At 68.2% G+C, this 20,627-nt stretch carries 22 protein-coding genes; 14 read left to right on the plus strand and 8 right to left on the minus strand.

Translation table 11 applies throughout. The features are described from left to right. Window positions 1-59: 59 nt before the first annotated feature. Genes DEU38_RS22495 through DEU38_RS22515 form a run of 5 tightly spaced genes read left to right on the plus strand, consistent with a single transcriptional unit; the run spans window position 60 to window position 5,764 of the window. A complete protein-coding gene (locus DEU38_RS22495) occupies window positions 60-1,637 on the plus strand; it encodes a FadD3 family acyl-CoA ligase (RefSeq protein WP_114723622.1) in 1,578 nt (525 codons plus the stop codon). Further along, window positions 1,634-2,515, plus strand: a complete 882-nt coding sequence (locus tag DEU38_RS22500) for an enoyl-CoA hydratase (RefSeq protein WP_114723623.1) — start codon at window positions 1,634-1,636, stop codon at window positions 2,513-2,515. Before DEU38_RS22495 ends, DEU38_RS22500 begins: the two co-directional genes overlap by 4 nt. Next, window positions 2,515-3,654, plus strand: a complete 1,140-nt coding sequence (locus tag DEU38_RS22505; protein WP_114723624.1) for an acyl-CoA dehydrogenase family protein — start codon at window positions 2,515-2,517, stop codon at window positions 3,652-3,654. The genes DEU38_RS22500 and DEU38_RS22505 overlap by 1 nt, the downstream gene beginning before the upstream one ends. Beyond that, window positions 3,651-4,640 carry an acyl-CoA dehydrogenase family protein gene (locus tag DEU38_RS22510; RefSeq protein WP_114723625.1) on the plus strand — a complete coding sequence of 330 codons (990 nt, stop codon included), beginning with the start codon at window positions 3,651-3,653 and terminating at the stop codon, window positions 4,638-4,640. Before DEU38_RS22505 ends, DEU38_RS22510 begins: the two co-directional genes overlap by 4 nt. Beyond that, complete coding sequence (locus tag DEU38_RS22515; protein ID WP_258558106.1) at window positions 4,637-5,764, plus strand: acyl-CoA dehydrogenase family protein; 1,128 nt, start codon at window positions 4,637-4,639, stop codon at window positions 5,762-5,764. The genes DEU38_RS22510 and DEU38_RS22515 overlap by 4 nt, the downstream gene beginning before the upstream one ends. 73 nt (window positions 5,765-5,837) lie before the next feature. On the opposite strand, the gene DEU38_RS22520 is transcribed toward DEU38_RS22515, so the two are convergent. Both DEU38_RS22520 and DEU38_RS22525 read right to left on the minus strand, forming a co-directional pair. After that, window positions 5,838-6,479 (minus strand): ScbR family autoregulator-binding transcription factor, encoded by a 642-nt coding sequence (locus DEU38_RS22520; RefSeq protein WP_114723627.1) that lies wholly within the window; start codon window positions 6,477-6,479, stop codon window positions 5,838-5,840. A gap of 95 nt (window positions 6,480-6,574) precedes the next feature. Next, entirely contained in the window at window positions 6,575-7,387 is an 813-nt protein-coding gene (locus DEU38_RS22525) for an HAD-IIB family hydrolase (RefSeq protein ID WP_114723628.1), read from the minus strand. Between the two features lie 100 nt (window positions 7,388-7,487). Between DEU38_RS22525 and DEU38_RS22530 the strand changes: the two genes are divergently transcribed. The 6 genes from DEU38_RS22530 (at window position 7,488) to DEU38_RS22555 (ending at window position 11,096) form a co-directional block, all read left to right on the plus strand. Next, a complete protein-coding gene (locus DEU38_RS22530; protein WP_114723629.1) occupies window positions 7,488-7,817 on the plus strand; it encodes a helix-turn-helix transcriptional regulator in 330 nt (109 codons plus the stop codon). Next, complete coding sequence (locus tag DEU38_RS22535; RefSeq protein ID WP_114723630.1) at window positions 7,781-8,473, plus strand: cation transporter; 693 nt, start codon at window positions 7,781-7,783, stop codon at window positions 8,471-8,473. The genes DEU38_RS22530 and DEU38_RS22535 overlap by 37 nt, the downstream gene beginning before the upstream one ends. 46 nt (window positions 8,474-8,519) lie before the next feature. Further along, entirely contained in the window at window positions 8,520-9,023 is a 504-nt protein-coding gene (locus tag DEU38_RS22540) for a nuclear transport factor 2 family protein (protein WP_254622795.1), read from the plus strand. Window positions 9,024-9,046: 23 nt separating this feature from the next. Beyond that, on the plus strand, window positions 9,047-9,922 hold the full coding sequence (locus tag DEU38_RS22545; RefSeq protein ID WP_114723631.1) for an aldo/keto reductase: 876 nt from the start codon (window positions 9,047-9,049) through the stop codon (window positions 9,920-9,922). Window positions 9,923-9,997: 75 nt separating this feature from the next. Further along, entirely contained in the window at window positions 9,998-10,426 is a 429-nt protein-coding gene (locus DEU38_RS22550; protein WP_114723632.1) for a cupin domain-containing protein, read from the plus strand. A 106-nt stretch (window positions 10,427-10,532) separates the two neighbouring features. After that, the gene (locus DEU38_RS22555; RefSeq protein ID WP_258558107.1) at window positions 10,533-11,096 is read left to right on the plus strand and encodes a hypothetical protein; all 564 of its coding nucleotides are present in this window, start codon (window positions 10,533-10,535) and stop codon (window positions 11,094-11,096) included. A gap of 12 nt (window positions 11,097-11,108) precedes the next feature. Here the strand turns inward: DEU38_RS22555 and DEU38_RS22560 are convergent, their stop codons facing one another. Continuing rightward, complete coding sequence (locus DEU38_RS22560) at window positions 11,109-12,314, minus strand: cytochrome P450 (protein WP_114723697.1); 1,206 nt, start codon at window positions 12,312-12,314, stop codon at window positions 11,109-11,111. A gap of 119 nt (window positions 12,315-12,433) precedes the next feature. Here DEU38_RS22560 and DEU38_RS22565 point away from each other — a divergent pair, with 119 nt between their 5' ends. The 3 genes from DEU38_RS22565 to DEU38_RS22575 all read left to right on the plus strand — a co-directional run bounded on the left by DEU38_RS22565 (window position 12,434) and on the right by DEU38_RS22575 (window position 16,195). After that, window positions 12,434-13,294: an SDR family oxidoreductase gene (locus tag DEU38_RS22565; protein WP_114723634.1), complete on the plus strand. Its 861-nt coding sequence runs from the start codon at window positions 12,434-12,436 to the stop codon at window positions 13,292-13,294. Then, a complete protein-coding gene (locus DEU38_RS22570; RefSeq protein ID WP_114723635.1) occupies window positions 13,291-14,022 on the plus strand; it encodes an acetoacetate decarboxylase family protein in 732 nt (243 codons plus the stop codon). Before DEU38_RS22565 ends, DEU38_RS22570 begins: the two co-directional genes overlap by 4 nt. A gap of 115 nt (window positions 14,023-14,137) precedes the next feature. Then, complete coding sequence (locus DEU38_RS22575; protein ID WP_114723636.1) at window positions 14,138-16,195, plus strand: neutral/alkaline ceramidase; 2,058 nt, start codon at window positions 14,138-14,140, stop codon at window positions 16,193-16,195. Window positions 16,196-16,253: 58 nt separating this feature from the next. Here the strand turns inward: DEU38_RS22575 and DEU38_RS22580 are convergent, their stop codons facing one another. The 5 genes from DEU38_RS22580 to hsaA all read right to left on the minus strand — a co-directional run bounded on the left by DEU38_RS22580 (window position 16,254) and on the right by hsaA (window position 20,578). Further along, on the minus strand, window positions 16,254-16,691 hold the full coding sequence (locus DEU38_RS22580; protein ID WP_254622793.1) for an SRPBCC family protein: 438 nt from the start codon (window positions 16,689-16,691) through the stop codon (window positions 16,254-16,256). 333 nt (window positions 16,692-17,024) lie between these two features. Next, a complete protein-coding gene (gene hsaB / locus DEU38_RS22585) occupies window positions 17,025-17,612 on the minus strand; it encodes a 3-hydroxy-9,10-secoandrosta-1,3,5(10)-triene-9,17-dione monooxygenase reductase subunit (RefSeq protein WP_114723638.1) in 588 nt (195 codons plus the stop codon). Then, window positions 17,613-18,512, minus strand: a complete 900-nt coding sequence (gene hsaC, locus DEU38_RS22590) for an iron-dependent extradiol dioxygenase HsaC (protein WP_114723639.1) — start codon at window positions 18,510-18,512, stop codon at window positions 17,613-17,615. Then, window positions 18,512-19,393 (minus strand): 4,5:9,10-diseco-3-hydroxy-5,9,17-trioxoandrosta-1(10),2-diene-4-oate hydrolase, encoded by an 882-nt coding sequence (gene hsaD, locus DEU38_RS22595; protein WP_114723640.1) that lies wholly within the window; start codon window positions 19,391-19,393, stop codon window positions 18,512-18,514. The genes hsaC and hsaD overlap by 1 nt, the downstream gene beginning before the upstream one ends. A gap of 9 nt (window positions 19,394-19,402) precedes the next feature. Continuing rightward, window positions 19,403-20,578 (minus strand): 3-hydroxy-9,10-secoandrosta-1,3,5(10)-triene-9,17-dione monooxygenase oxygenase subunit, encoded by a 1,176-nt coding sequence (gene hsaA / locus DEU38_RS22600; protein WP_114723641.1) that lies wholly within the window; start codon window positions 20,576-20,578, stop codon window positions 19,403-19,405. Between the last annotated feature and the right edge of the window lie 49 nt (window positions 20,579-20,627).

The raw sequence follows: 20,627 nt of genomic DNA on the forward strand, positions 1-20,627 counted from the left end.
CCAAGCACTTGCTTTGTATAGAGGTTCTGCCTCGTTGAGGAGAGATTGTGAGCACGAATGTGACCACCGAGCCCCGGACGACCCCGGCTGCGCTGTGGCGCGCCGCTGAGCAATTCGGATCGAACGAGGCTGTAGCGGACGGATCCGACCGGACCACCTACACCGAGCTGCTCGAACGGGTCCGCCTCGCGGCCCGGGCGTTCATGGCGAAGGGCGTCGAGGCGGGCGACCGCGTCGCGGTGTGGGCCCCCAACACTCATCACTGGATCGAGGCGTTCCTCGCCGCGCAGTACGTCGGCGCGACGCTCGTCCCGATCAGCACCCGCTACACCGGTCACGAGGCCCTCGACCTGCTCGAGCGCACCCGGGCGAAGGTCCTGGTCGTCCCCGATCGCTTCCTCAAGAACGATCGCCTCGCGGACGTCCTGAAGGCCGCCGGACCCGAGGGCATCCCGACGCTGAAGCTCGTGCTCCGCACGCCGTCGGACGATCCCTCCGCCGGCGCCCCGACCACCGAGTTCCCCGGCGGCGAGATCCTCGAGTGGGATCAGCTCGCGGCCGCTGCCGAGCCGGTTTCCGCCGACGACGCTGATGCGCGTGCTCGCGCCGTCTCCCCCGATGACGTCGCCGACATCCTGTTCACGTCCGGGACCACCGGGAAGAGCAAGGGCGTCATGACGGCTCACCGCCAGACCGTCGGCATCGCCGACGCGTGGGCGGACTGCGCCGAGGTCGACAGCAACGACCGTTACCTCGTCATCAACCCGTTCTTCCACACGTTCGGCTACAAGGCCGGAATCATGGTGTGCATCCTGCGTGGCGCCACCATCGTGCCGGCCGCGGTCTTCGACGTCCCCACGATCATGACGACGATCGCGAACGAGAAGATCAGCGTGCTGCCGGGCGCCCCGACCATCCACCAGACGATCCTCGACTTCCCGACCCGCGACGAGTACGACCTGTCGAGCCTGCGCGTCGCGATCACCGGCGCCGCCGCGGTGCCCGTCGTTCTCGTCGAGCGCATGCAGGCCGAACTCGGCTACGACGCCGTCATCACCGCCTACGGCCAGACCGAGGCCGTCGTGGTGACGATGTGCCGCACCGACGACGACCCGGTCACCGTGTCGACGTCGTCCGGTCGCGCGATCCCCGGCATGGAAGTCAGGATCGGCGACCACGGCGAGATCCTGGTGCGCGGCGACAACGTCATGCTCGGCTACCTGGACGACCCCGAGTCGACGAAGAAGACGATCGATCCGGACGGCTGGCTACACACCGGAGACGTCGGCGTGCTCGACGAGCGCGGCTACCTCGACATCACCGACCGCCTCAAGGACATGTACATCTCGGGCGGCTTCAACGTGTACCCCGCCGAGATCGAGAACGCCCTCGCACGAATGGATTCCCTCGCCGAGGCGGCCGTGATCGGCATCCCCGACGAGCGGATGGGCGAGGTGGGCCGCGCCTACGTCGTACCGAGGCCCGGCGTCACCGTGACCGCGGAGGATGTCATCGCGTTCTGCAAGGAGCGCCTGGCGAACTTCAAGATTCCGCGCGAGGTGACGGTCGTCGGCGCACTGCCGCGCAACCCGTCGGGCAAGGTCCTCAAGAACGATCTGCGCGAGGGCAAGGAATGACCGTCGCCCACAGTGTTTCCGATCGGGGCGATGTTCCCGACGAGGGCGATGTCGTCACGTACGAGGTCCGCGACCATGTCGCGTACGTGACGATGAACCGTCCCGACTTCCGCAACGCGCAGAACTCGGTGATGACGTACGCGCTCGACGCCGCATTCGTGCGGGCCGTCGAGGACGACGACGTGAAGGTGATAGTGCTGGCCGGGAACGGCGAGCACTTCAGCGGCGGCCACGACATCGGCACGCAGGGTCGCGACCATCACGTGCACTACGAGAACAAGGCCGCCCTGTGGTGGGATCACCTCGACAAGCCTGGCGGTGACCAGCGTTTCGCCCGCGAGACCGAGGTGTACCTGGGGATGTGCCGCCGCTGGCGGGAGATCCCGAAGCCGATGATCGCCCAGATCCACGGCGCGTGCATCGCCGGCGGCCTGATGCTCGCATGGTGCTGCGACCTGATCGTCGCGTCGGAGGACGCGTTCTTCTCGGATCCCGTTGTCCGGATGGGCATCCCGGGTGTCGAGTACTTCGCGCACCCGTGGGTGCTGGGGTCGCGGTTCGCGAAGGAGATCCTGTTCACCGGCGACCGCTTCACCGCGCAGCGCGCGTACGAGGTGGGCATGGTCAATCGGGTGGTGCCGCGCACCGACCTCGAGGCCGAGACGCTCGCTCTCGCCGGCCGTGTCGCGGAGATGCCGCGCTTCGGTCTGGCACTCACCAAGAAGGCCGTCAACCAGTGCGAGGACCTGATGGGTCAGCGGGCCGGTATGGATTCGGTGTTCGGCCTGCACCACTTTGCCCACGCACACAATGCCGAGGTGGGCAGGGACTCGCTGGGTGGAATGGACGTCAACAGTATGAAAGCGAAGGCGAAATAGTGGATCTCGAACTGGACGAAAAGGCCCGCGCCTTCCAGCTGGAAGTGCGCGAATGGCTCGCGGCTAACGTCCCGGCACAGCCGCTGCCGTCGATGGACACCGCGGAGGGCTTCGAGGCTCACCGCGAGTGGGAGCACAAGCTGGCCGACGCCCGCCTGTCGACCGTCGCGTGGCCGGTCGAGTACGGCGGCCGCGACGCGTCGATGATCGAGTGGGTCCTCTTCGAGGAGGAGTACTACAAGGCCGGCGCCCCCGGGCGGGTCAGCCAGAACGGCATCTTCCTGTTCGCGCCGACGCTGTTCGAGCACGGCACCGAGGAGCAGCTCGCGCGCATCATGCCGAGCATGTCGAACGCCGACGTCATCTGGGCGCAGGCGTGGTCCGAGCCGGAGGCCGGCAGCGACCTGGCAGGCATCCGTTCGACGGCCCGCCGCACCGAGGGCGGCTGGATCCTCAACGGCCAGAAGACGTGGAGCTCGCGCGCCACGTACGCCGACTGGGGCTTCGGCATGTTCCGCACCGACCCGGAGGCGCAGCGCCACAAGGGCCTGACGTACTTCATGTTCCCGCTGAACGTGGACGGCGTCACGGTGCGCCCGATCCCGCAGCTCGACGGCGAGCCCGGCTTCGCGGAGATCTTCTTCGAGGACGTCTTCGTCCCGGACACCGACGTCGTCGGTGAGGTCAACAACGGCTGGCGCGTCGCGATGAGCACCGCCAGCAACGAGCGTGGCCTGTCGCTGCGCAGCCCGGGCCGCTTCACCTCCGCGGTCGATCGCCTGGTCGAGGTGTGGAAGGCCGAGAGCGAACCGGCCGATACGTCCTCCAGAGACCGCGTCGTCGACGCGTGGATCGGCGCCGAGGCCTACCGCCTGCACACGTGGGGCACGGTCACCCGCATGCTCGAGGGTGTCCCCCTCGGCGTCGAGGGCTCGATCAACAAGATCTTCTGGTCGGAGCTCGACGTCCGCATCCACGAGACGGCCCTCGACCTGCTGGGCGCCGACGGCGAGCTCGCCGGCAAGTGGCAGGACGGGTACCTGTTCTCGCTGTCCGGCCCGATCTACGCCGGCACCAACGAAATTCAGCGCAACATCGTTGCCGAGCGGATGCTCGGACTCCCGAAGGCGGATCGATGAAATTCTCCCTGTCCACCGAGCAGCGCGATTTCGCGGACAGCCTCCGCGGCATGCTCGCCAACGCCAACACCCCGGCCGTCGTCCGGTCGTGGGGTGGGAACGACACCGCTTCGGGTCTGGCACTGCTGCAGCAGCTGGCCGAGACCGGCGTGACCGCACTCGCCGTGCCCGAGGAGTTCGACGGCATCGGCGCGCATCCGGCCGATCTGGCCGTCGCGTTCATCGAGCTTGGCCGCGCCGCCGTCCCGGGCCCGATCCTGGAGACGGCCGCCGCCGTCCCCGCGCTGCTGTCGGCGCTCGACGACCAGCAGCTCGCGAAGCGCTTCCTGCCCGGCATCGCCGAGGGCGCGTCGCTGGCGTCGCTGGTGCTCGAGCCGTCCACGCCGCGGGCGCTCGACGGTGACATCGCGGATCCGGTCCTGCGGGTCTCGGGCGACACGCTCGAGCTGGTCCGCGCGACCACGCAGCTCGAGTCGGTCGACCCGGCTCGCCGCCTGTTCGAGGTCGAGTCGGTCGAGACGCTCGCGCAGGGCGCGGACGTCGCCGCCGCCGCGGAGAAGGCGTACGACCTCGCGGTCCTCGCCGCCTCGGCGCAGCTGATCGGCGCCGGTCACGCGATGATCGAGACGGCCACCGAGTACGCCAAGAACCGTTCGCAGTTCGGCCGCGTCATCGGCAGCTTCCAGGCCATCAAGCACCACCTCTCGGACGCCCTCGTGGCCGTCGAGATGGCCACCCCGCTCGTGTACGGCGCGGCGATCTCCATCGCCGAAGGTTCCGACACCATCGCCCGCGACGTGTCGGCCGCGAAGGTCGCCGCCGCGAACGCCGCGTACGTGGCGTCGCGCAAGGCGCTGCAGGTCCACGGCGCGATCGGCTACACCCTCGAGTGCGACCTGTCGCTGTGGCTGACCAAGACGCGGGCGCTGCAGTCCGCCTGGGGCACCGCTTCCGCACACCGCGCACGGATTGCGAGCGCGCTGTGAGTGGGGTCGGAGTGTTCGCGGAGGAGCAGATCGAACTCCGCAAGACGGTTGCCCAGCTGCTCGCCAAGCGCGCCGACCCGGCCGCGCTGCGCAAGACGCTCGAGTCGGGCGAGAGCTACGACCGTGGCCTGTGGGACGTGCTGTGCCAGCAGGTCGGTGTCGCGGCGCTGGCGATCCCGGAGGAGTTCGGCGGCTTCGGTGCCACGCTCGTCGAGCAGCACCTGGTGCTCGAGGAGCTCGGCGCCGCGCTGACGCCGTCACCGATGTTCGGTTCCGCAGTCCTGGCCGCGCAGGCGATCCTGGCGACCGGCAACACGGAAGCGTGCGAGCGCCTGCTGCCCGGCATCGCCGAGGGCTCGTCGATCGCGGCACTGTGCTGGGTGGGCCCCGAGGGCCACTGGCGCAGCGACGAGGTCGCGTGCACCGCATCCGGCAGCGACGCCGACGGCTACACCGTCTCGGGCACCGCGCACTACGTGCTCGACGGCGCGCACGCCGACGTGCTCATCGTCGCCGCTGCGGTCGACGGCGCGATCGCGCTGTTCGAGGTGGACCCGTCCGCCGAGGGCGTCGCCCGCCGCGAGCTGCCGACGATGGACCTGACCCGGCCGATGTCGTTGGTGGAGTTCACCTCCGCCGCGGCGGTCCGGCTCACCACCGACGATGCGACGGACGCGCTCGAGCGCGTCCGCACCATCGCGATCGTCGCGCTGTCCGCCGAGCAGGTCGGCGCCGCCGCGCGCTGCCTGCAGATGACGGTGGACTACAGCAAGGACCGCGTGCAGTTCGGTCGCGCGATCGGCAGCTTCCAGGCCCTCAAGCACCGCATGGCCGAGCTGTACTTCCAGGTCGAGACGGCCCGGTCCGCGTCGTACGCGGCGGTGTACTCGCTGAGCGAGGGCCTGCCCTCGGCCGCCGCCGACGCCGCGGTCGCGAAGGCGTACTGCTCGGAGGCGTTCAACATCGTCACCGGCGATTCGATCCAGCTGCACGGCGGCATCGCGATCACGTGGGAGCACGACGCGCACCTGTTCTTCAAGCGCGCCCACGGCAGCTCGCAGCTGTTCGGCCAGCCGGAGGAATACATCAAGGGCATGGAGTCGCTGGCGGGCCTGCCGGCCTGATTCCGTCCCCCATCAGCCGAGGGCCGGCCCGGAATTTCCGGGCCGGCCCTCGGCGTCATTCGGACCGCTCGTCTCAGTCCGCGGCCGGTGTCCAGCGGGCCGCCAGGGTCCGGTCGATCTCGCTCCGTCGATCCGGCGGAACGATCCCGGGAAGCAGCAGCGTGAGCATCTGGTCGATGCAGTCGTAGAGATCCGTCCGGGCAGTCAGCACATTCGAAACGATCTGCACGCCGGTGAAAGCCGAGACGATGAAGCGTCCGAGTTGGGCGGGAACGACCGTGTCGACCACGTCGCCCTGCGCGACGGCGTCCCGCGCGAGCCGCTCACAGCTGTCGATCCAGTCGAGGTAGGGCCGCTGGGGCCCACCGACGGCGCTCATCTCCAACGTGAGGCGGATCCCCGCTCGCACCACCGGATCCTCGACGATCGACCGGCCCATCTCGTAGCAGAGCATGACCAGTTGTTCGAGCGCGGGAGCACCGGTACGACCGATGGCCACGACCGCGTTCATCGAGATGGCGTGCTGTTCCTCGATGACGACACCGGCGAGGTCGTCCTTCGACCTGAAATGGAAATACAGCGCCCCTTTGGTGATTCCGGACAGGGCGACGATCTCGGCGAGACTGGCTCGTTCGTATCCCACGCGGTCGAACATCTCGGCGGCACCCTGGATGATCTGCTTCCGCGTGATCACCGCGCGCTCCTGTTTGAGCATTCAGCCGCACCCTTCGTCTCGCTTCTCCGACGGATTGCATCATTGCCGACGACAACGATTCGGGCCAGAGGCACCCCTGGCCGGGCGAAGCCGGTTCAGCCCCCGATCTCCTCGAGATACTGCGCGACGCCGTCGTCGTCGTTGCTCGGCAGCACCCGGTCGGCCAGCGCACGCACCTCCGGCAACGCATTCTCCGGGCACAGCGCGGTGCCGGCCCACAGCAGCATCGGCACATCGTTGACCGCGTCGCCGATCACCGCAACCTCATCGGCCGCAATGCCTCTCGCCGCGCAGAGCCGGGCGAGGGCGCTGGCCTTGGACACCCCGGACGCGGCCATCTCCACGTACGGCGCCCCCGAATGCGTCAGCTCCACGCCGTCGACGCCGGCCGCGACGGCGAGCCGGTACAGCTCGTGGCTGGGGACCTCCGGATGCCGGGCGACGATCTTGACCATCGGCTCCCCCATCCGCGGCAACTGCTCCTCGAGGATCATCTCGTCCAGGGTGCGGTGGTGGTCGGCGTAGTCGCAGAGCGCGGCGTACTCGGGTTCGGCGACGAACGTCGTCGGCCCGACGTTCGCGAACACCACGCCCGGTACGAGGGTGCGGACGCGGTCCATCGCGGCGAGTGCCTCGGTGACCTCGATCGAGACGGTGCCGGTGATCTCGGGGGTGCCGTCCGCCAGGTCGAGGGTGACCGCCCCGTTGGCGCAGATCGCCTCGCCGCGGAACCCGCACGAGCGGGCCAGTGTGTCCACCGAGTGGCGGGCGCGGGCCGTCGCCCACACCACCTCGATACCGGCGTCGCGTGCAGCGGTCATCGCGCGCGCCGTGCGCGGCGAGACCGTCCGGTCGGACCGCAGGAGGGTCCCATCGAGGTCGGATGCCACCAGTCTGATTCGCGTCACCTGTGAATGATCCCAGCATCCCCACGGTGGTGGCCGCCCACGTCCGACCGCGCCTCTGTACACCCTTTTCTGAATACAGAATCGGATGTACTGTTGGGTCATGGAGACCCTCGTCCACCGTGACGCGCTGGCCCGGTTCGGCTACGCGTTGTCCGACCCCACGCGCGCACAGATCCTGCTGAGCCTGCGGTCGAGCCCCGGCTACCCGTCCGATCTCGCCGACACCATCGGGGTCTCCCGCCAGCTGGTGTCGAATCACCTTGCCTGCCTACGCGGTTGCGGACTGGTCGTCGCGGTACCCGAGGGCCGGCGCAGCCGGTACGAGCTCGCGGACCCGCGGATCGGGCACGCGCTCGGCGACCTCATCGGCCTCGTACTCGCCGTCGACCCGGCATGCTGCCCGGCCGCCGCGAGCGAGGGTTGCTGCTGATGGCGCCCGGCGTCGCGGTCTCGTCCGATCGACGGGCGGTCCTCGCGCGCCGCATCCGGTTCCTCGTCGCGGCCACCATCACCTACAACATGATCGAGGCGGCCGTCGCGCTCACCGAGGGCGCCCGGGTGTCGTCGGTGGCGCTGTTCGGCTTCGGACTGGACTCGGTGATCGAGGTGTCGTCGGCCGCCGCAGTGGCCTGGCAGTTCTCGGGACGCTTCCCGGAGGCACGGGAGAAGGTGGCGTTGCGGATCATCGCGTTCTCGTTCTTCGGTCTCGCCGTGTACGTCACCGTCGACGCCGTCCGCTCGCTGCTCGGTGTGGGCGAGCCACAGCATTCGACGGTAGGCATCGCGCTGGCCGCGGCGAGCCTGGCGATCATGCCGGTGCTGTCGTGGGCCCAGCGCCGGGCCGGCCGGGAGCTGGGGTCGCTGTCCGCGGTGGCGGATTCCAAGCAGACGCTGCTGTGCACCTACCTGTCCGCAGTCCTGCTGGTGGGGCTGCTGCTCAACAGCCTCGTCGGTTGGACCTGGGCGGACCCCGTCGCAGCGCTCGTCATCGCCGTCGTCGCGGTGCGTGAGGGCGTCGAGGCGTGGCGGGGCGACACATGTTGTCCCACACCGGCTGCCTCGCGCCCGGATTGCTGCGAATCCTGACGCGAATCGCCTGCGGCCGGCCGATGCGACGTGCCATGCTCCGCGCGTGAGCATCCGTTCCCTCGAAGAACTCGCCGCCCTCGAAGACCTCCGGCAGCTCAAGTACCGCTACTTCCGGACGTTGGATCTGAAGCGGTGGGACGAGTTCGCGGACACCCTGGCGGACGACGTCGTCGCCCGGTACGGGACGCATGCGCTGCGCGATCCGCTGGTGTTCGAGGGCCGCGACACGCTCGCCGGCTTCATGCGGGACTCGCTCGGTCCGGCGGTCACCACCGTCCACGTCGCGAACCACCCCGAGCTCACCGTCGACGGGTCGCGGGCGTCCGGCTCGTGGGCGTTCGAGGACACCGTCATCGTCCCGGACGCCAAGAGCGTCATCCGCGGCGCCGGCTACTACACCGACCGGTACCGGCGCGACGACGACGGCCGCTGGCGGATCGTCGAGACGTCGTACGACCGCATCTACGAGTCGATCACCTCGCTCGACGACACCCCGAGCTTCAAGCTGCTCTCCCACATGTGGGAGGCCGGTTCCCAGCAGGGCTGAGCCGGAACTCCTAGCCTGGATCCATGACCACTCCAGAGATCACCCTGAATTCCGGAACAGTCATCCCTCAGCTCGGCCTCGGTGTGTGGCAAGCGACCAACGACGAGACCGAGCACGCCGTCCGCTTCGCCTTGGACGACGCCGGATACCGCCACATCGACACCGCCGCCGCGTACGGCAACGAGGAGGGCGTCGGACGCGGCATCGCGAACGCGTCGGTCCCCCGCGAGGACATCTTCGTCACCACCAAGCTGTGGAACTCCGACCAGGGGTACCAACCGGCCCTCGACGCATTCGACGCGAGCCTCGCGCGCCTGGGCGTCGACTACGTCGACCTGTACCTCGTCCACTGGCCGCTGCGCGACCGGAACACCCGCCTGCGCACGTGGGACGCGATGGAGAAGATCGCCGAATCGGGCCGCGCGAAGGCCGTCGGCGTGTGCAACTTCGAACCGCACCACCTGCAGGAACTCGTCGACCGCGGCGGCCTGCTGCCGGCCGTCGACCAGGTGGAGTTGCACCCGCACCTGCCGCAGCACGCGATCCGGGACTTCTCCGCCCTGCACGGCATCGCGGTGGAGTCGTGGAGCCCGCTCGGCGGCACCAGCAACTCCGGCTGGGGCAACGCGTCCAAGCCCAACACCCTGCTCGACGACCCGGTCATCACCCGTATCGGCGAACGCCACGGCAAATCGGCCGCGCAGGTCCTCATCCGCTGGCACCTGCAGAACGGACTGATCGTCATTCCGAAGTCCGTGCACGACAACCGGATCGCCCAGAACTTCGACGTCTTCGACTTCGAGCTCACCGACCGGGACCTCGCCGACATCGCCACCCTCGACGACGGCGTGCGCGTCGGCTTCCATCCGGACGAGATGAATCTCGGGGCACCCGCGTAGGCGAAAACCCCACGGTCGAGGCCGACCGGCGCGCACGATGTTCTCGCACCTCCGCAGGTTCGGGAAGGAACAGCGATGCGCCGTCGGTACCGAATTGCACTGGCCGCCACCTCCGCCGCCCTCGTACTCGGCCTGGCACCGGCAACCGCCGCCGCGACCCCCAGCGAGGGCGTCACCGGCGAGATCCTGGCCCAGGCCACGGTCGGCGGGCAGGACTACATCCTGCGCCGGATCACGATCGCACCCGGCGGCACCACGGGCTGGCACTTCCACGACGGCATGCTGTACGGCCTCGTCACGGAGGGCACGCTCACGCACTACAAGTCGGACTGCACCACCGACGGCATCTACAACGCCGGCGGAACCATCGTCGAGCCGAGCGGGCACGGATACGTCCACATGGGCCGCAATCTCGGCCCGACGCCGATGGTCCTGCACGTGCTGTACGTGAACCCGGTCGGCAGTCCGCTGTCCGAGGACGCACCCGCCCCGAGCTGCGCTTAGTCTTTCCGACTGCTCACCGACTGGCGGACAAACAGTCGGTTTCGATCGGGAGGGAAATCGTGAACGTAGGCTGCCCGATATGGGGGCTTCAAGGATTTTCGTGGGGATGACTGCGGTCGTACTACTGGCCGGTTGTGGATCGTCGGGCGACAACGCCACCACCGCGGCGCCGCAACCGACCACGCCGACGACCGTGCCCGACCTGGTGGAACCGACCTGTCTGGCCGGCAATCTCCTCGGATTCTCGGGTCTGCCCCAGACCGCGCCGCCCGTGCCCGACCCGATGCCGATCCCGGACGACTTCGCCCCGGTCCGCGTCGTCACGTGCGTAGACGACGGGGATGCCAGCGTCGCCGACGACCACACCGTCTCGTGGGTCGAGGAGCGTCGCGGGGGCGACATGACGGCGATCATCGCCGGCTACCGGCTCCCCTCCGAACCGCCCGACGAACAACCCTGCCGTATCGATCAGCCGACGCCACCGATCGTCTGGCTCGTCAACGAGAACGGACTCGGCCTGCGGGCACCGGGTCTGCCGACCGGCGAGTGCGGCGCGTTCAAGTGGGACGCGATCACCGCGATCCGTGCGCTGCCGCTCACCGAGCGGATCGTGCACCGGATCCCGCTGTCCCCGACGATGGAGGCCCGTTTCAACGGCGAACCGGGATGACCCGCCACGACCTCAACTATGCTGCGCTGCAGTAAATTTCACCGGCATCGCCTCGAGCCCTGACACGAAGTTCGCCGGCCGCCGCGACAGTGGCTCGCTCGTCGCCAGGGCCATGTCGGGCAGCCGGGCCAGGAGGCGGTCGAACATCATGTTCCCCTCGAGCCGGGCCAACTGGTTGCCGAGGCAGAAGTGGGCACCGAAGCCGAAGGCCACGTGCGGGTTCGGGGAGCGTCCGATGTCGAAGCGGTCCGGGTCGTCGAACACGGCCCCGTCGAAGTTGGCGGACTCGAAGAGCAGCAGCATCTTCTCACCCTCCTTCAGGTCGGTTCCGAGGAACGTGGTGTCGCGGGTGAGCGTGCGGGCCATGTTCTTGATCGGCGACACCCAGCGCAGCATCTCCTCGATCGCCAGCGGAATGCCCGACGGATCGGCCACCAGTCGGTCGCGCTGATCCTCGTGCCGCATCAGCTGTTCCATGCCGCCGCTGAGGACATGCCGGGTGGTCTCGTCACCGCCGATGAGGATCAGCAGCGACTCGTTCACGATCTCCTGGTCGTCGAGTCGCCGGCCGTCGATCTCGGCGTGCACGAGGATGCTGATCAGGTCGTCGGTGGGGTTCTCCCGCCGCTCCGCGATGGTGCGGAACGTGAACTCGTTGAACGCGACGTACGCGTCCATCATCGCCTTCAACTGTTCCTCGGTCGCGTTGCTGCCCAATGCCTTCACCAGATCGTCGGACCAGCGCAGGAACGTCTCGCGCTCCTCGGCCCGAACCCCGAGCATGTCGCCGATGACCGCCATCGGCAGCGGCGCCGCGAGGTCGGCGACGAAGTCGCACTCCCCCTTCTCGCACACCGCGTCGATCAACTGATCGCAGATCTCACGGATCCGCCCGATCTTCGCCTCCACCTTCTTGCGGGTGAAGCCGGTGTTCACGAGCCGCCGGCGCTGCAGGTGTGCGGGGTCGTCCATGTCGATCATCTGCGGCAACGGGCCGGTCTCGGGGCGGATCCCGCCCGCGTTGGAGAACAGGCCCGGAGCGCGCTCGGCGGCGATCAGCGCCGCATACGTCGTCGCGGCCGCCATCCCGTTCCGGTCCCGGAACACCGGTTGATGCGCCCGCATCCACGCGTACGCCGCGCGGGGGTCACCCAGTTCGCCGGCGTAGAAACGCCCGTCGAGCAGATCCGTGTCCTTCACGTTGTTCACGATCGTCATCCGGTGCTCCTCGGTCCGTACGGACAAACTGGAAGGCCTCGACAATCACCCAAACCTGCCCCGATAGTAGAACTTGTTCCTACTATCGGCGGGGTATCGGACACACGAGGGGAGACGTGATGAGTTCGGACGGCGTATCCGGGACCTTCACCGGACGATCGATCCTGGTCACAGGAGGTGGCAGCGGCATCGGCCTGGGCATCGCGCAGGCTCTGGTCGCCGAGGGTGCCCACGTCACGATCTGCGGCCGCAGCGCGGACAAGCTGTCGACCGCGGCCGAGAAGATCGCCGCGACCGGTGCGTTCGCGTCGGGCGGGTCGATCTCCACCGTCGCGGCGGACGTCACCGACGAGGCCGACGTCGCCCGTGCCGTGGCCCGCGCGATGGAGACCACCGGGCGACTGGACGGCGTCGTCGCGTGCGCCGGCGGCAACGAGACCATCGCACCCATCACGCAGCTCGACGCCGACGCGTGGCGCCGCACCGTCGACCTCAACGTCACCGGCACGATGCTCACCATCAAGCACGGGGCCCGCGCGCTCGTCGCGGCCGGCGGCGGCGCGATCGTCGCGATCTCGTCGATCGCCGCCAGCAACACGCACCGCTGGTTCGGCGCCTACGGCGTCTCCAAGTCCGGCGTCGATCATCTCGTCCAGCTCGCCGCGGACGAACTGGGCGCCAGCGGGGTTCGCGTCAACGGCATCCGTCCGGGACTGACCCGGACCGATCTGGTCGCGATGATCACCGACGGCGGACCGATCCTCGACGACTACATGGCGTGCACTCCCCTCGCGCGAGTCGGCGAGGTGGACGACATCGCCGGGCTCGCCAAGTTCCTGCTCGGTCCGGAGTCCACGTGGATCACCGGGCAGGTGATCAACGTCGACGGCGGCCAGATGCTGCGCCGCGGACCCGACTTCACGTCGATGCTCGAACAGGTCTACGGCGCCGACGGACTGCGCGGGGTGGTGTCGGAGTGAGTTCACATGAGGTGCTCGGCCGACGGGTCGACATGCCCGTCGAGATCCGCGCCGCCACCGCGTTCATGGCGATGTACTCGGTCCCGACCGCGGCCGCCCAGGCGCTCATCGACTACACCGGGCTCGAGATCCTGCAGTTCCGCCCCGGGCGCGGCCTGTGTGGCCTGGTGTTCGTCGACTACGTGGACGGAGACCTCGGCCCGTACAACGAATTCGGCGTCACGTTCATGGTCCGCAACCACCGTGGCCGGGGACGGTCGTCGGTGCTCGGCGACCTGCGGGCACTGGCCACGGGGCAGGCCGGCGCCCTCATTCACCAACTGCCCGTCGACGGCGAGTTCACCCTGGCCGCGGGCCGTGGGATCTGGGGATTCCCCAAGATCCTGGCCGACTTCGAGGCCGACCACACCAGTGACGTCCGCCGTGGCAAGGTCAGCCAGGACGGCCGGCTCATCGCGGAACTCACCGTCAAGCAGGGCATCCCGACACCCGGCGGCGGCGCCAACACCTCACTCGAGGCGTACTCGCACGTCGACGGCGTCACCCGGCACACGGCCTGGGACATGAATCCAAGCGGCGTCCGGTCGCGGCTCGGTGGCGCCGAACTGCGTCTGGGTAACCACCCGATCGCCACCGAACTCCGGTCCCTCGGCCTGCCGCGGCGAGCCTTGATGACCACCACGATCCCCGACCTGCAGATGACCTTCGGGGACGCGGCGAAGGTCTGAACCGGGACGACACTCGACGGAAGAACCCTTGCGAAACGAGACCTACTGGTGTGTGCTTGAAGACTTGGACGTTTGATCAAGTAATGATTCTCGACCTCGCGCAAAGGACTTCGTCGTGACGATCAGTCGACGCACCGTGCTGGCCGGAGCCGCCGCCGCACCGGCGCTCGCAGCAGTTGCCGGTGCCACCGCACACGCTCTGCCCAGAACCACCGCCGCACCCGCGCGTCGCGCCGCCGACAGCCAGGGATTCCGGGTGGGCGTCGGCCTGTCCGACATGACGGGCCCTGTCGCCGAGAACGGCATGATGGGCTACTCGAGCTTCGAGCAGCGCGCGGAGGGTCTGCATCAGCGGACCCGGGTCCGCGCGTACATCTTCGCCGATGCCGACGACAACCGCGTCGTCTACGCATGCGCCGATACCTGCATGGTGTTCCAGGCCGTGCACGACGCGGTCCTGGCCCGGCTGGCCGCGAAGTTCGGTGGCCTCTACACCGAGAAGAACGTGATGCTCACGGCCGTGCACTCGCACGCGGCATGTGGCGGTGCGTCGCAGGACTACGCGTACAGCCTCGCGACTCTCGGCTTCCAGCCGCAGGTGTTCGGCGCCGAGGTCGACGGCATGGTCGAGGCGATCGTCGCCGCGCACGACAACCTCGCCGCGGGTGTCGTCTCCTACGGACGCAGCGAGCTGAAGGACGCGAGCGTGAATCGTTCGCGTGCAGCATTCGATCGGAACCCGCAGCGCGACAAGGACTACTACCCGCTCGGAATCGACACCTCGATGCGGGTGCTCAAGATCAGCCAGGGCGGCGACAACGTCGGCGGCATCGGCTGGTTCCCCACGCATGGCGCATCGCTCACCAACAAGAACCACCTGATCTCGGGCGACAACAAGGGTGCGGCCGCGTACTTCTGGGAGCACGACGTCGCCGGCGTGCGCTACCTCGACGGTGCGCCCGGGTTCGTCGCCTGCTTCCCGCAGACCAACACCGGCGACATGTCCCCCAATCTCGACCTCGAGCCCGGACACGGCCCCACCGCCGACGAGTTCGAGAACGCGCGGCTCATCGGTGAACGTCAGGTGACCGCGGCCCGGACGGCGTTCAAGGCTGCGTCACCGCTGGCGTCGACCACCGTCGACAGCCGAATCATCTACCTGGACATGGCCGACCAGCTGGTGGACGGCAAGTACACGTCCGACGGGCAGCCGCGCCGCACCGCACCCGCGTGCGTGGGCGCCGCGATGGCTGCGGGTAGCACCGAGGACGGCCCCGCGATCGAGATCTTCACCGAGGGCACCCGCAACCCGCTGATCGGCGCCCTCGGCGGCATCGACACCCCCACCCCGCAGTGGCTCGCCGACGCGCAGGCCCCCAAGCTGGTGCTGGTGCCCGTCGGCCTGCTGCCTCCGGACGGCTGGGTGCCGCACGTGGTCAAGATCCAGATCATCCGGATCGGCGACATCTACGTGGTCGGCGGACCGGCCGAGTTCACCATCGTCTCGGGCCTGCGGATTCGCCGCACCGTCGCCGAGGAACTCGGAGTCCCTTTGGAGAACGTCATCTTCCAGGGCTACGCCAACGCGTACTCGAGCTACTGCACGACGCCCGAGGAGTACGACGCCCAGCAGTACGAGGGTGGTTCGACGCTGTTCGGCCGCAACACCCTGCCCGCCTACCAGCAGGGGTTCGCGAAGTTGGCCGCGGCGATGAAGACCGGTGCCGACGTCCCCCGCGGCCCGGCACCGCGCGACCTGTCCGGCTTCCAGCCCGGCTTCGGGCAGGACTTCCCGGTCGACGAGCCACTGCCCGGACGCGCGTTCGGTGACGTGGTGGTCCAGCCCGCCGGCAGCGCCGGGGTGGGCGATCAGGTGGCCGTCGAGTTCGTCACCGGACATCCCAAGAACGACCTGCACCGCCGCGGAACGTATTTCGAGGTGCAGCGCCGCGACGGCGGCCGCTGGGTGCGGCACGCCGACGACGGCGACTGGGCCACCAAGTACCGGTGGCGCCGCGAAGGCCTGGGCGCATCGATCGCGCGCATCACCTGGGACGTCCCGACCGGAACTCCGTCGGGCACGTACCGGATCCAGCACTTCGGCGACCGCAAGGCCCCGGACGGCGCGGTGTCCCCCTTCACCGGCACATCCGCGGAGTTCACCGTCCGCTGAGCCTGCTGTCGAAAGCTGAAGGGCCCCTTCGTGCGCTGTCGGCGCGTGAAGGGATCCTTCAGCCGTTCGGGGTCTCGAGAATCGTCTTGGCGTTCTCCAGATTGCCGTGCACGTCGCGGGCGTACAGCTTCATCGCGACCGAGTCGGCGAACTTGAACAGTCCCGGACTGGGCTTGGCGTCCACCTTGAACGTCACCCGCGTCGCCCCGTCGCCGTCCCCGTCGAAGTCGAGCTCGCGGGTGTACTCGACGCGCGAGTCGCGCGACTCGAACCCGATCCGCTTGTTCTCCTCGTACGCGGTGATCTCCTCCGTCGCCTCGACCTTCACGCCGGCAACCTTGAGAGTGGTCGACGCGACCGAACCCACCTCGTCGGGAGCACCGGAGACCATCCGGTAATCGACGACGTCGCTCGACCATTCGGTGGCCTTGTCCGGATCGGAGAGGTAGCTGAACACATCCGCGATCGGTCGGTCGATGACAACGGAATCGCTCATACTGAGCGTCTTGGCCATGGATCTCACATCCTCAACTGGAGGCGACCGTCGACGCGTCACGCAAGTCGTGAACACACCCGCGCCGATCAGGCACTCGGGTAATGGATTTCGCGGTACGCATTCGATTTCAGGAATGCGGTGACCGCCGGATCACGCGGCGCCCAGCGGGGCTACCTCGTGTGTACCAATCCCAATCCTAGACCCGCACGCCGTCCCGATGAAGGCCCCCAACGAGTTGAAGGGTCCCTTCACACGCGGTGAGCGTGTGAAGGGACCCTTCAACTCTTTCCCCAATCCATCATCTGATGGAGCTATCCCCCCGATGGGCGGAGCCTACAACCAGGTGTCCTCGCTGGCGGTCGTGAGGAACGCCTCGAGGTCGTCCCGCCACTTCGCCGGCACCGTCTTGTCCGGCTCGATCCCGGTGTACTGGCCGCGGTAGAACAGCAGCGGCCTCTCGGTCTTGATCTCACTCATCGAGTGGACCCGTCCGAAGACCACGTAGTGGTCGCCGCCGTCGTGCACCGTCTCGACCGTGCAGTCGATGTGCGCGAGCGAGCCGTCGAGGATCGGCGACCCCAACGGCGATGGAGTCCAGTCGATTCCGGCGAACTTATCCGGTTCCCGCGACCCGAACCGGGCGCAGGTGGACTGCTGTTCCTCCGCGAGCACGTTCACGCAGAATCGCCCGGTCCGCTCGATCGCCGCCCACGACCGCGACCCCTTGGTGGGGCAGAACAGCACCAGCGGCGGTTCGAGCGACAACGCCGCGAACGACTGGCACGCGAACCCGACGGGCACACCGTCGTCCATGGTCGTGATGATCGTGACGCCGGTGCAGAACTGACCGAGGACGGTCCGGAACTGTCGCGGATCGATCTCCGTTCCCGTTCCCACTCTGGACGTCTCATGGCCGGACATTTACTTGAACCCCACCGTGAAGTCGTGCCCCCACAGACTCACAGCGGTGCTCTCCTTCGCGATCCACTTCTCGTCCTCGACCTCGAGCCCCTCACAACCGAATTCGACATCGAATCCGCCCGGGGTCTTCATGTAGAACGAGAGCATCAGATCGTTGACGTGACGGCCGAGCGTCGCCGACATCTTCACGTTCTTGCGGAGCGCGCGATCGAGGCACAGTCCGACGTCGTCGGAGTTCTCGACCTCGACCATCAGGTGCACGATCCCGGTGGGGTTCGGCAGCGGCGCGAACGCGAGGCTGTGGTGACGCGGGTTGCAACCGAGGAAGCGCAGCCAGGCCGGCTCCCCGTCTGCCGGACGCCCGACGACCTGCGGAGGCAGTCGCATCGAGTCGCGCAGCTTGAACCCGAGGACGTCGCGGTAGAACTCGAGGTCCGCCTCGTCGTCCTTGGTCGCGAGCACGACGTGCCCGAGACCCTGCTCGCCGGTGACGAACTTGTGTCCGTACGGGCTCACGATGCGGCGGTGCTGCAGAGCGACGGTGTGGAAGATCTCCAGGCGGGAACCGGAGGCGTCACGGCACTTGATGAACTCGACGACGTTGCGTTCGGCCGCCTCCTCCTTGGTGCCCTCCTCGAACTCCCAGTCGGCCTTGGCCAGGCGCTCACGAATCTCCTGCAGACCTTCGGCATTCGCACATTCCCAGCCGACGGAGTAGAGCCCGTCGCGCTCACCGGGAACGATGACGAGGCGCGCCGGGTAGTCGTCCATGCGCAGGTAGAGGGCGTCGGGGTTGGTGCCCTTGCCCTCGATCATCCCGAGAACCTTGAGACCGTACTCGCGCCACGCGGCCATGTCGGTGGCCTCGATGCGCATGTACGCCAGTGAACGAATACCCATCACTTACCTCCGTCGAGAAGGAAGTCCGCTGCGAGACGGTTGAACTCGTCGAACTTCTCGAGCTGAGCCCAGTGGCCGCACCCACCGAACACGTGCAGCTGCACGCGCGGGATCATCTTGAGCGCCACCAGGGCGCCGTCGATCGGATTGACCCGGTCCTCGCGACCCCAGATCAGCAGCACCCGCTGGCGCAGCTTGTAGGCGTCACGCCACAGCATGCCGAGTTCGAACTCGGAACTGGAGAACGACTTCCCCATCGCCTTCGCGGCCGCCAGCGATTCCGGAGCGCTCGCCGCGGCGAACCGCTCGTCGATCAACTCGTCGGTGATCAGTTTCTGGTCGAACACCATGATCCGCAGGAACGCCTCGAGGTTGTCCCGCGTCGGCTGGTAGCTGAACTTGCCGAGGTTCTTGACTCCCTCGGTGGGGTCCGGCGCGAACAGGTTGACGCTGAGGCCGCCCGGTCCCATGAGCACGAGCCGTCCGGCCCGCTCCGGGTAGTCCAGGGCGAATCGGACCGCAGCGCCACCGCCGAGCGAATTGCCCAGCAGGTGAACACGATCGGTGATGCCGAGCGTGTCGAGCAGGTCCTTCAACGCCGACGCACTGTGCCGGAAGTACTGCGGGTGCTCGGTGGGCTTGTCGGACTGGCCGTAGCCCGGCTGGTCGACGGCGATCACGTGGAACTGCTGCGCCAGAACGGGAATGTTCCTGGCGAAGTTGGACCAGGACGACGCACCCGGGCCGCCGCCGTGCAGCAGCACGATCGTGGGGCCGTTGCCGACCCCCGCCTCGTGGTAGTGCAGCTTCAGGTCCGGGCGGACCTGCGCGAACCGCGAGGTCGACTCGTAGGAGAGCTCGATGGCTTCGGTGGCTGTCATCGGTGCCCCCTAGACCATCGTGTCGGTGAGCGGCAGGCCGAACTCGGCGCCACCGAACATCACGTACGCACGCTCGGGGTCGTTCGCAGCATGCACGCGTCCGGCATGCGCGTCACGCCAGAAGCGCTGGATCGGAGTGCCGTTCGTGAGAGCGGTCGCACCCGAGTTCTCGAACAGTCGGTCCACCGAGGCGATCGCACGACCGGTGGCGCGCACCTGGTCGCGACGGGCCCGCAGGCGCAGCTCGATCGGTACCTCCTCACCCGCGAGCAGGTGGGCGTACTCGTCGGCGACGTTGCCCGACAGCTGACGCCACGCGGCGTCGATGTCGCTGGACGCCTCGGCGATCCGGATCTTGGCGAACGGGTCGTCCTTGGCCTTCTCGCCGGCGTAGGCCGCGCGCACGCGCTTGCCCTGGTGCTCGACGTGAGCCTCGTAGGCGCCGTAGGCCATTCCGACGATGGGGCTCGAGATCGTGGTGGGGTGGATGGTGCCCCACGGCATCTTGTACACCGGCGCGGTGTTGACCGCGAGGCCGGCGGCGGTGTGGTCGTTCATCGCCTTGAAGCTCAGCACGCGGTGCGTGGGGACGAAGACGTCCTCGACCACGATGTCGTTGCTACCGGTGCCGCGCAGGCCGACGACGTTCCACACGTCGTTGATCGTGTAGTCGCTGCGCGGGATCAGGAAGGTGACGAAGTCGACCGGACGGCCGTCCTTGATGACCGGTCCGCCGAGCATCGCCCAGTCGGCATGGTCGCAACCGGACGACCACGACCACTTGCCGTTGACCTTGTAGCCGCCGTCGACGACGACGCCGGCGCCCATCGGCGCGTACGACGAGGAGATCCGGACGTCGGTGTCCTGGCCCCACACGTCTTCCTGCGCCTGCTGGTCGAACAGTGCGAGGTGCCAGTTGTGGACACCGATGATGCCGGCGACCCAACCGGTGGATCCGCAGGCGCTCGCCAAAGTGCGGACCGCGGTGTAGAAGGTGACCGGATCGGCCTCGTAGCCGCCCCACTGCTTCGGCTGGAGCAGGCGGAAGAACCCGGTCTCCTGCAGCGCCTTGATGGACTCGTCGGGAATGCGACGCAGATCCTCGGTCTCCTGTGCGCGTTCACGCAGCACCGGCAGTAGCGCGTCGATCCGCCGCATCACCTCGCGGCTGTCATGGTCACCCACTGGACGCTCCCGTCTGTAAGAGATGTTCACTTGACCTGAGACTAGAACA

The organism is Rhodococcus sp. AG1013 (assembly GCF_003350365.1).
Lineage (GTDB): Bacteria > Actinomycetota > Actinomycetes > Mycobacteriales > Mycobacteriaceae > Prescottella.

Bases quoted from the DNA above. Each gene is read 5' to 3' on its own strand.
- DEU38_RS22500 (WP_114723623.1), top strand. From the start codon at position 1,634: ATGACCGTCGCCCACAGTGTTTCCGATCGGGGCGATGTTCCCGACGAG.
- DEU38_RS22510 (WP_114723625.1), top strand. From the start codon at position 3,651: ATGAAATTCTCCCTGTCCACCGAGCAGCGCGATTTCGCGGACAGCCTC.
- DEU38_RS22520 (WP_114723627.1), bottom strand. From the start codon at position 6,479: ATGCTCAAACAGGAGCGCGCGGTGATCACGCGGAAGCAGATCATCCAG.
- DEU38_RS22530 (WP_114723629.1), top strand. From the start codon at position 7,488: ATGGAGACCCTCGTCCACCGTGACGCGCTGGCCCGGTTCGGCTACGCG.
- DEU38_RS22535 (WP_114723630.1), top strand. From the start codon at position 7,781: ATGCTGCCCGGCCGCCGCGAGCGAGGGTTGCTGCTGATGGCGCCCGGC.
- DEU38_RS22545 (WP_114723631.1), top strand. From the start codon at position 9,047: ATGACCACTCCAGAGATCACCCTGAATTCCGGAACAGTCATCCCTCAG.
- DEU38_RS22550 (WP_114723632.1), top strand. From the start codon at position 9,998: ATGCGCCGTCGGTACCGAATTGCACTGGCCGCCACCTCCGCCGCCCTC.
- DEU38_RS22555 (WP_258558107.1), top strand. From the start codon at position 10,533: ATGACTGCGGTCGTACTACTGGCCGGTTGTGGATCGTCGGGCGACAAC.
- DEU38_RS22560 (WP_114723697.1), bottom strand. From the start codon at position 12,314: ATGACGATCGTGAACAACGTGAAGGACACGGATCTGCTCGACGGGCGT.
- DEU38_RS22565 (WP_114723634.1), top strand. From the start codon at position 12,434: ATGAGTTCGGACGGCGTATCCGGGACCTTCACCGGACGATCGATCCTG.
- DEU38_RS22580 (WP_254622793.1), bottom strand. From the start codon at position 16,691: ATGAGCGATTCCGTTGTCATCGACCGACCGATCGCGGATGTGTTCAGC.
- hsaB (WP_114723638.1), bottom strand. From the start codon at position 17,612: ATGTCCGGCCATGAGACGTCCAGAGTGGGAACGGGAACGGAGATCGAT.
- hsaC (WP_114723639.1), bottom strand. From the start codon at position 18,512: ATGGGTATTCGTTCACTGGCGTACATGCGCATCGAGGCCACCGACATG.
- hsaD (WP_114723640.1), bottom strand. From the start codon at position 19,393: ATGACAGCCACCGAAGCCATCGAGCTCTCCTACGAGTCGACCTCGCGG.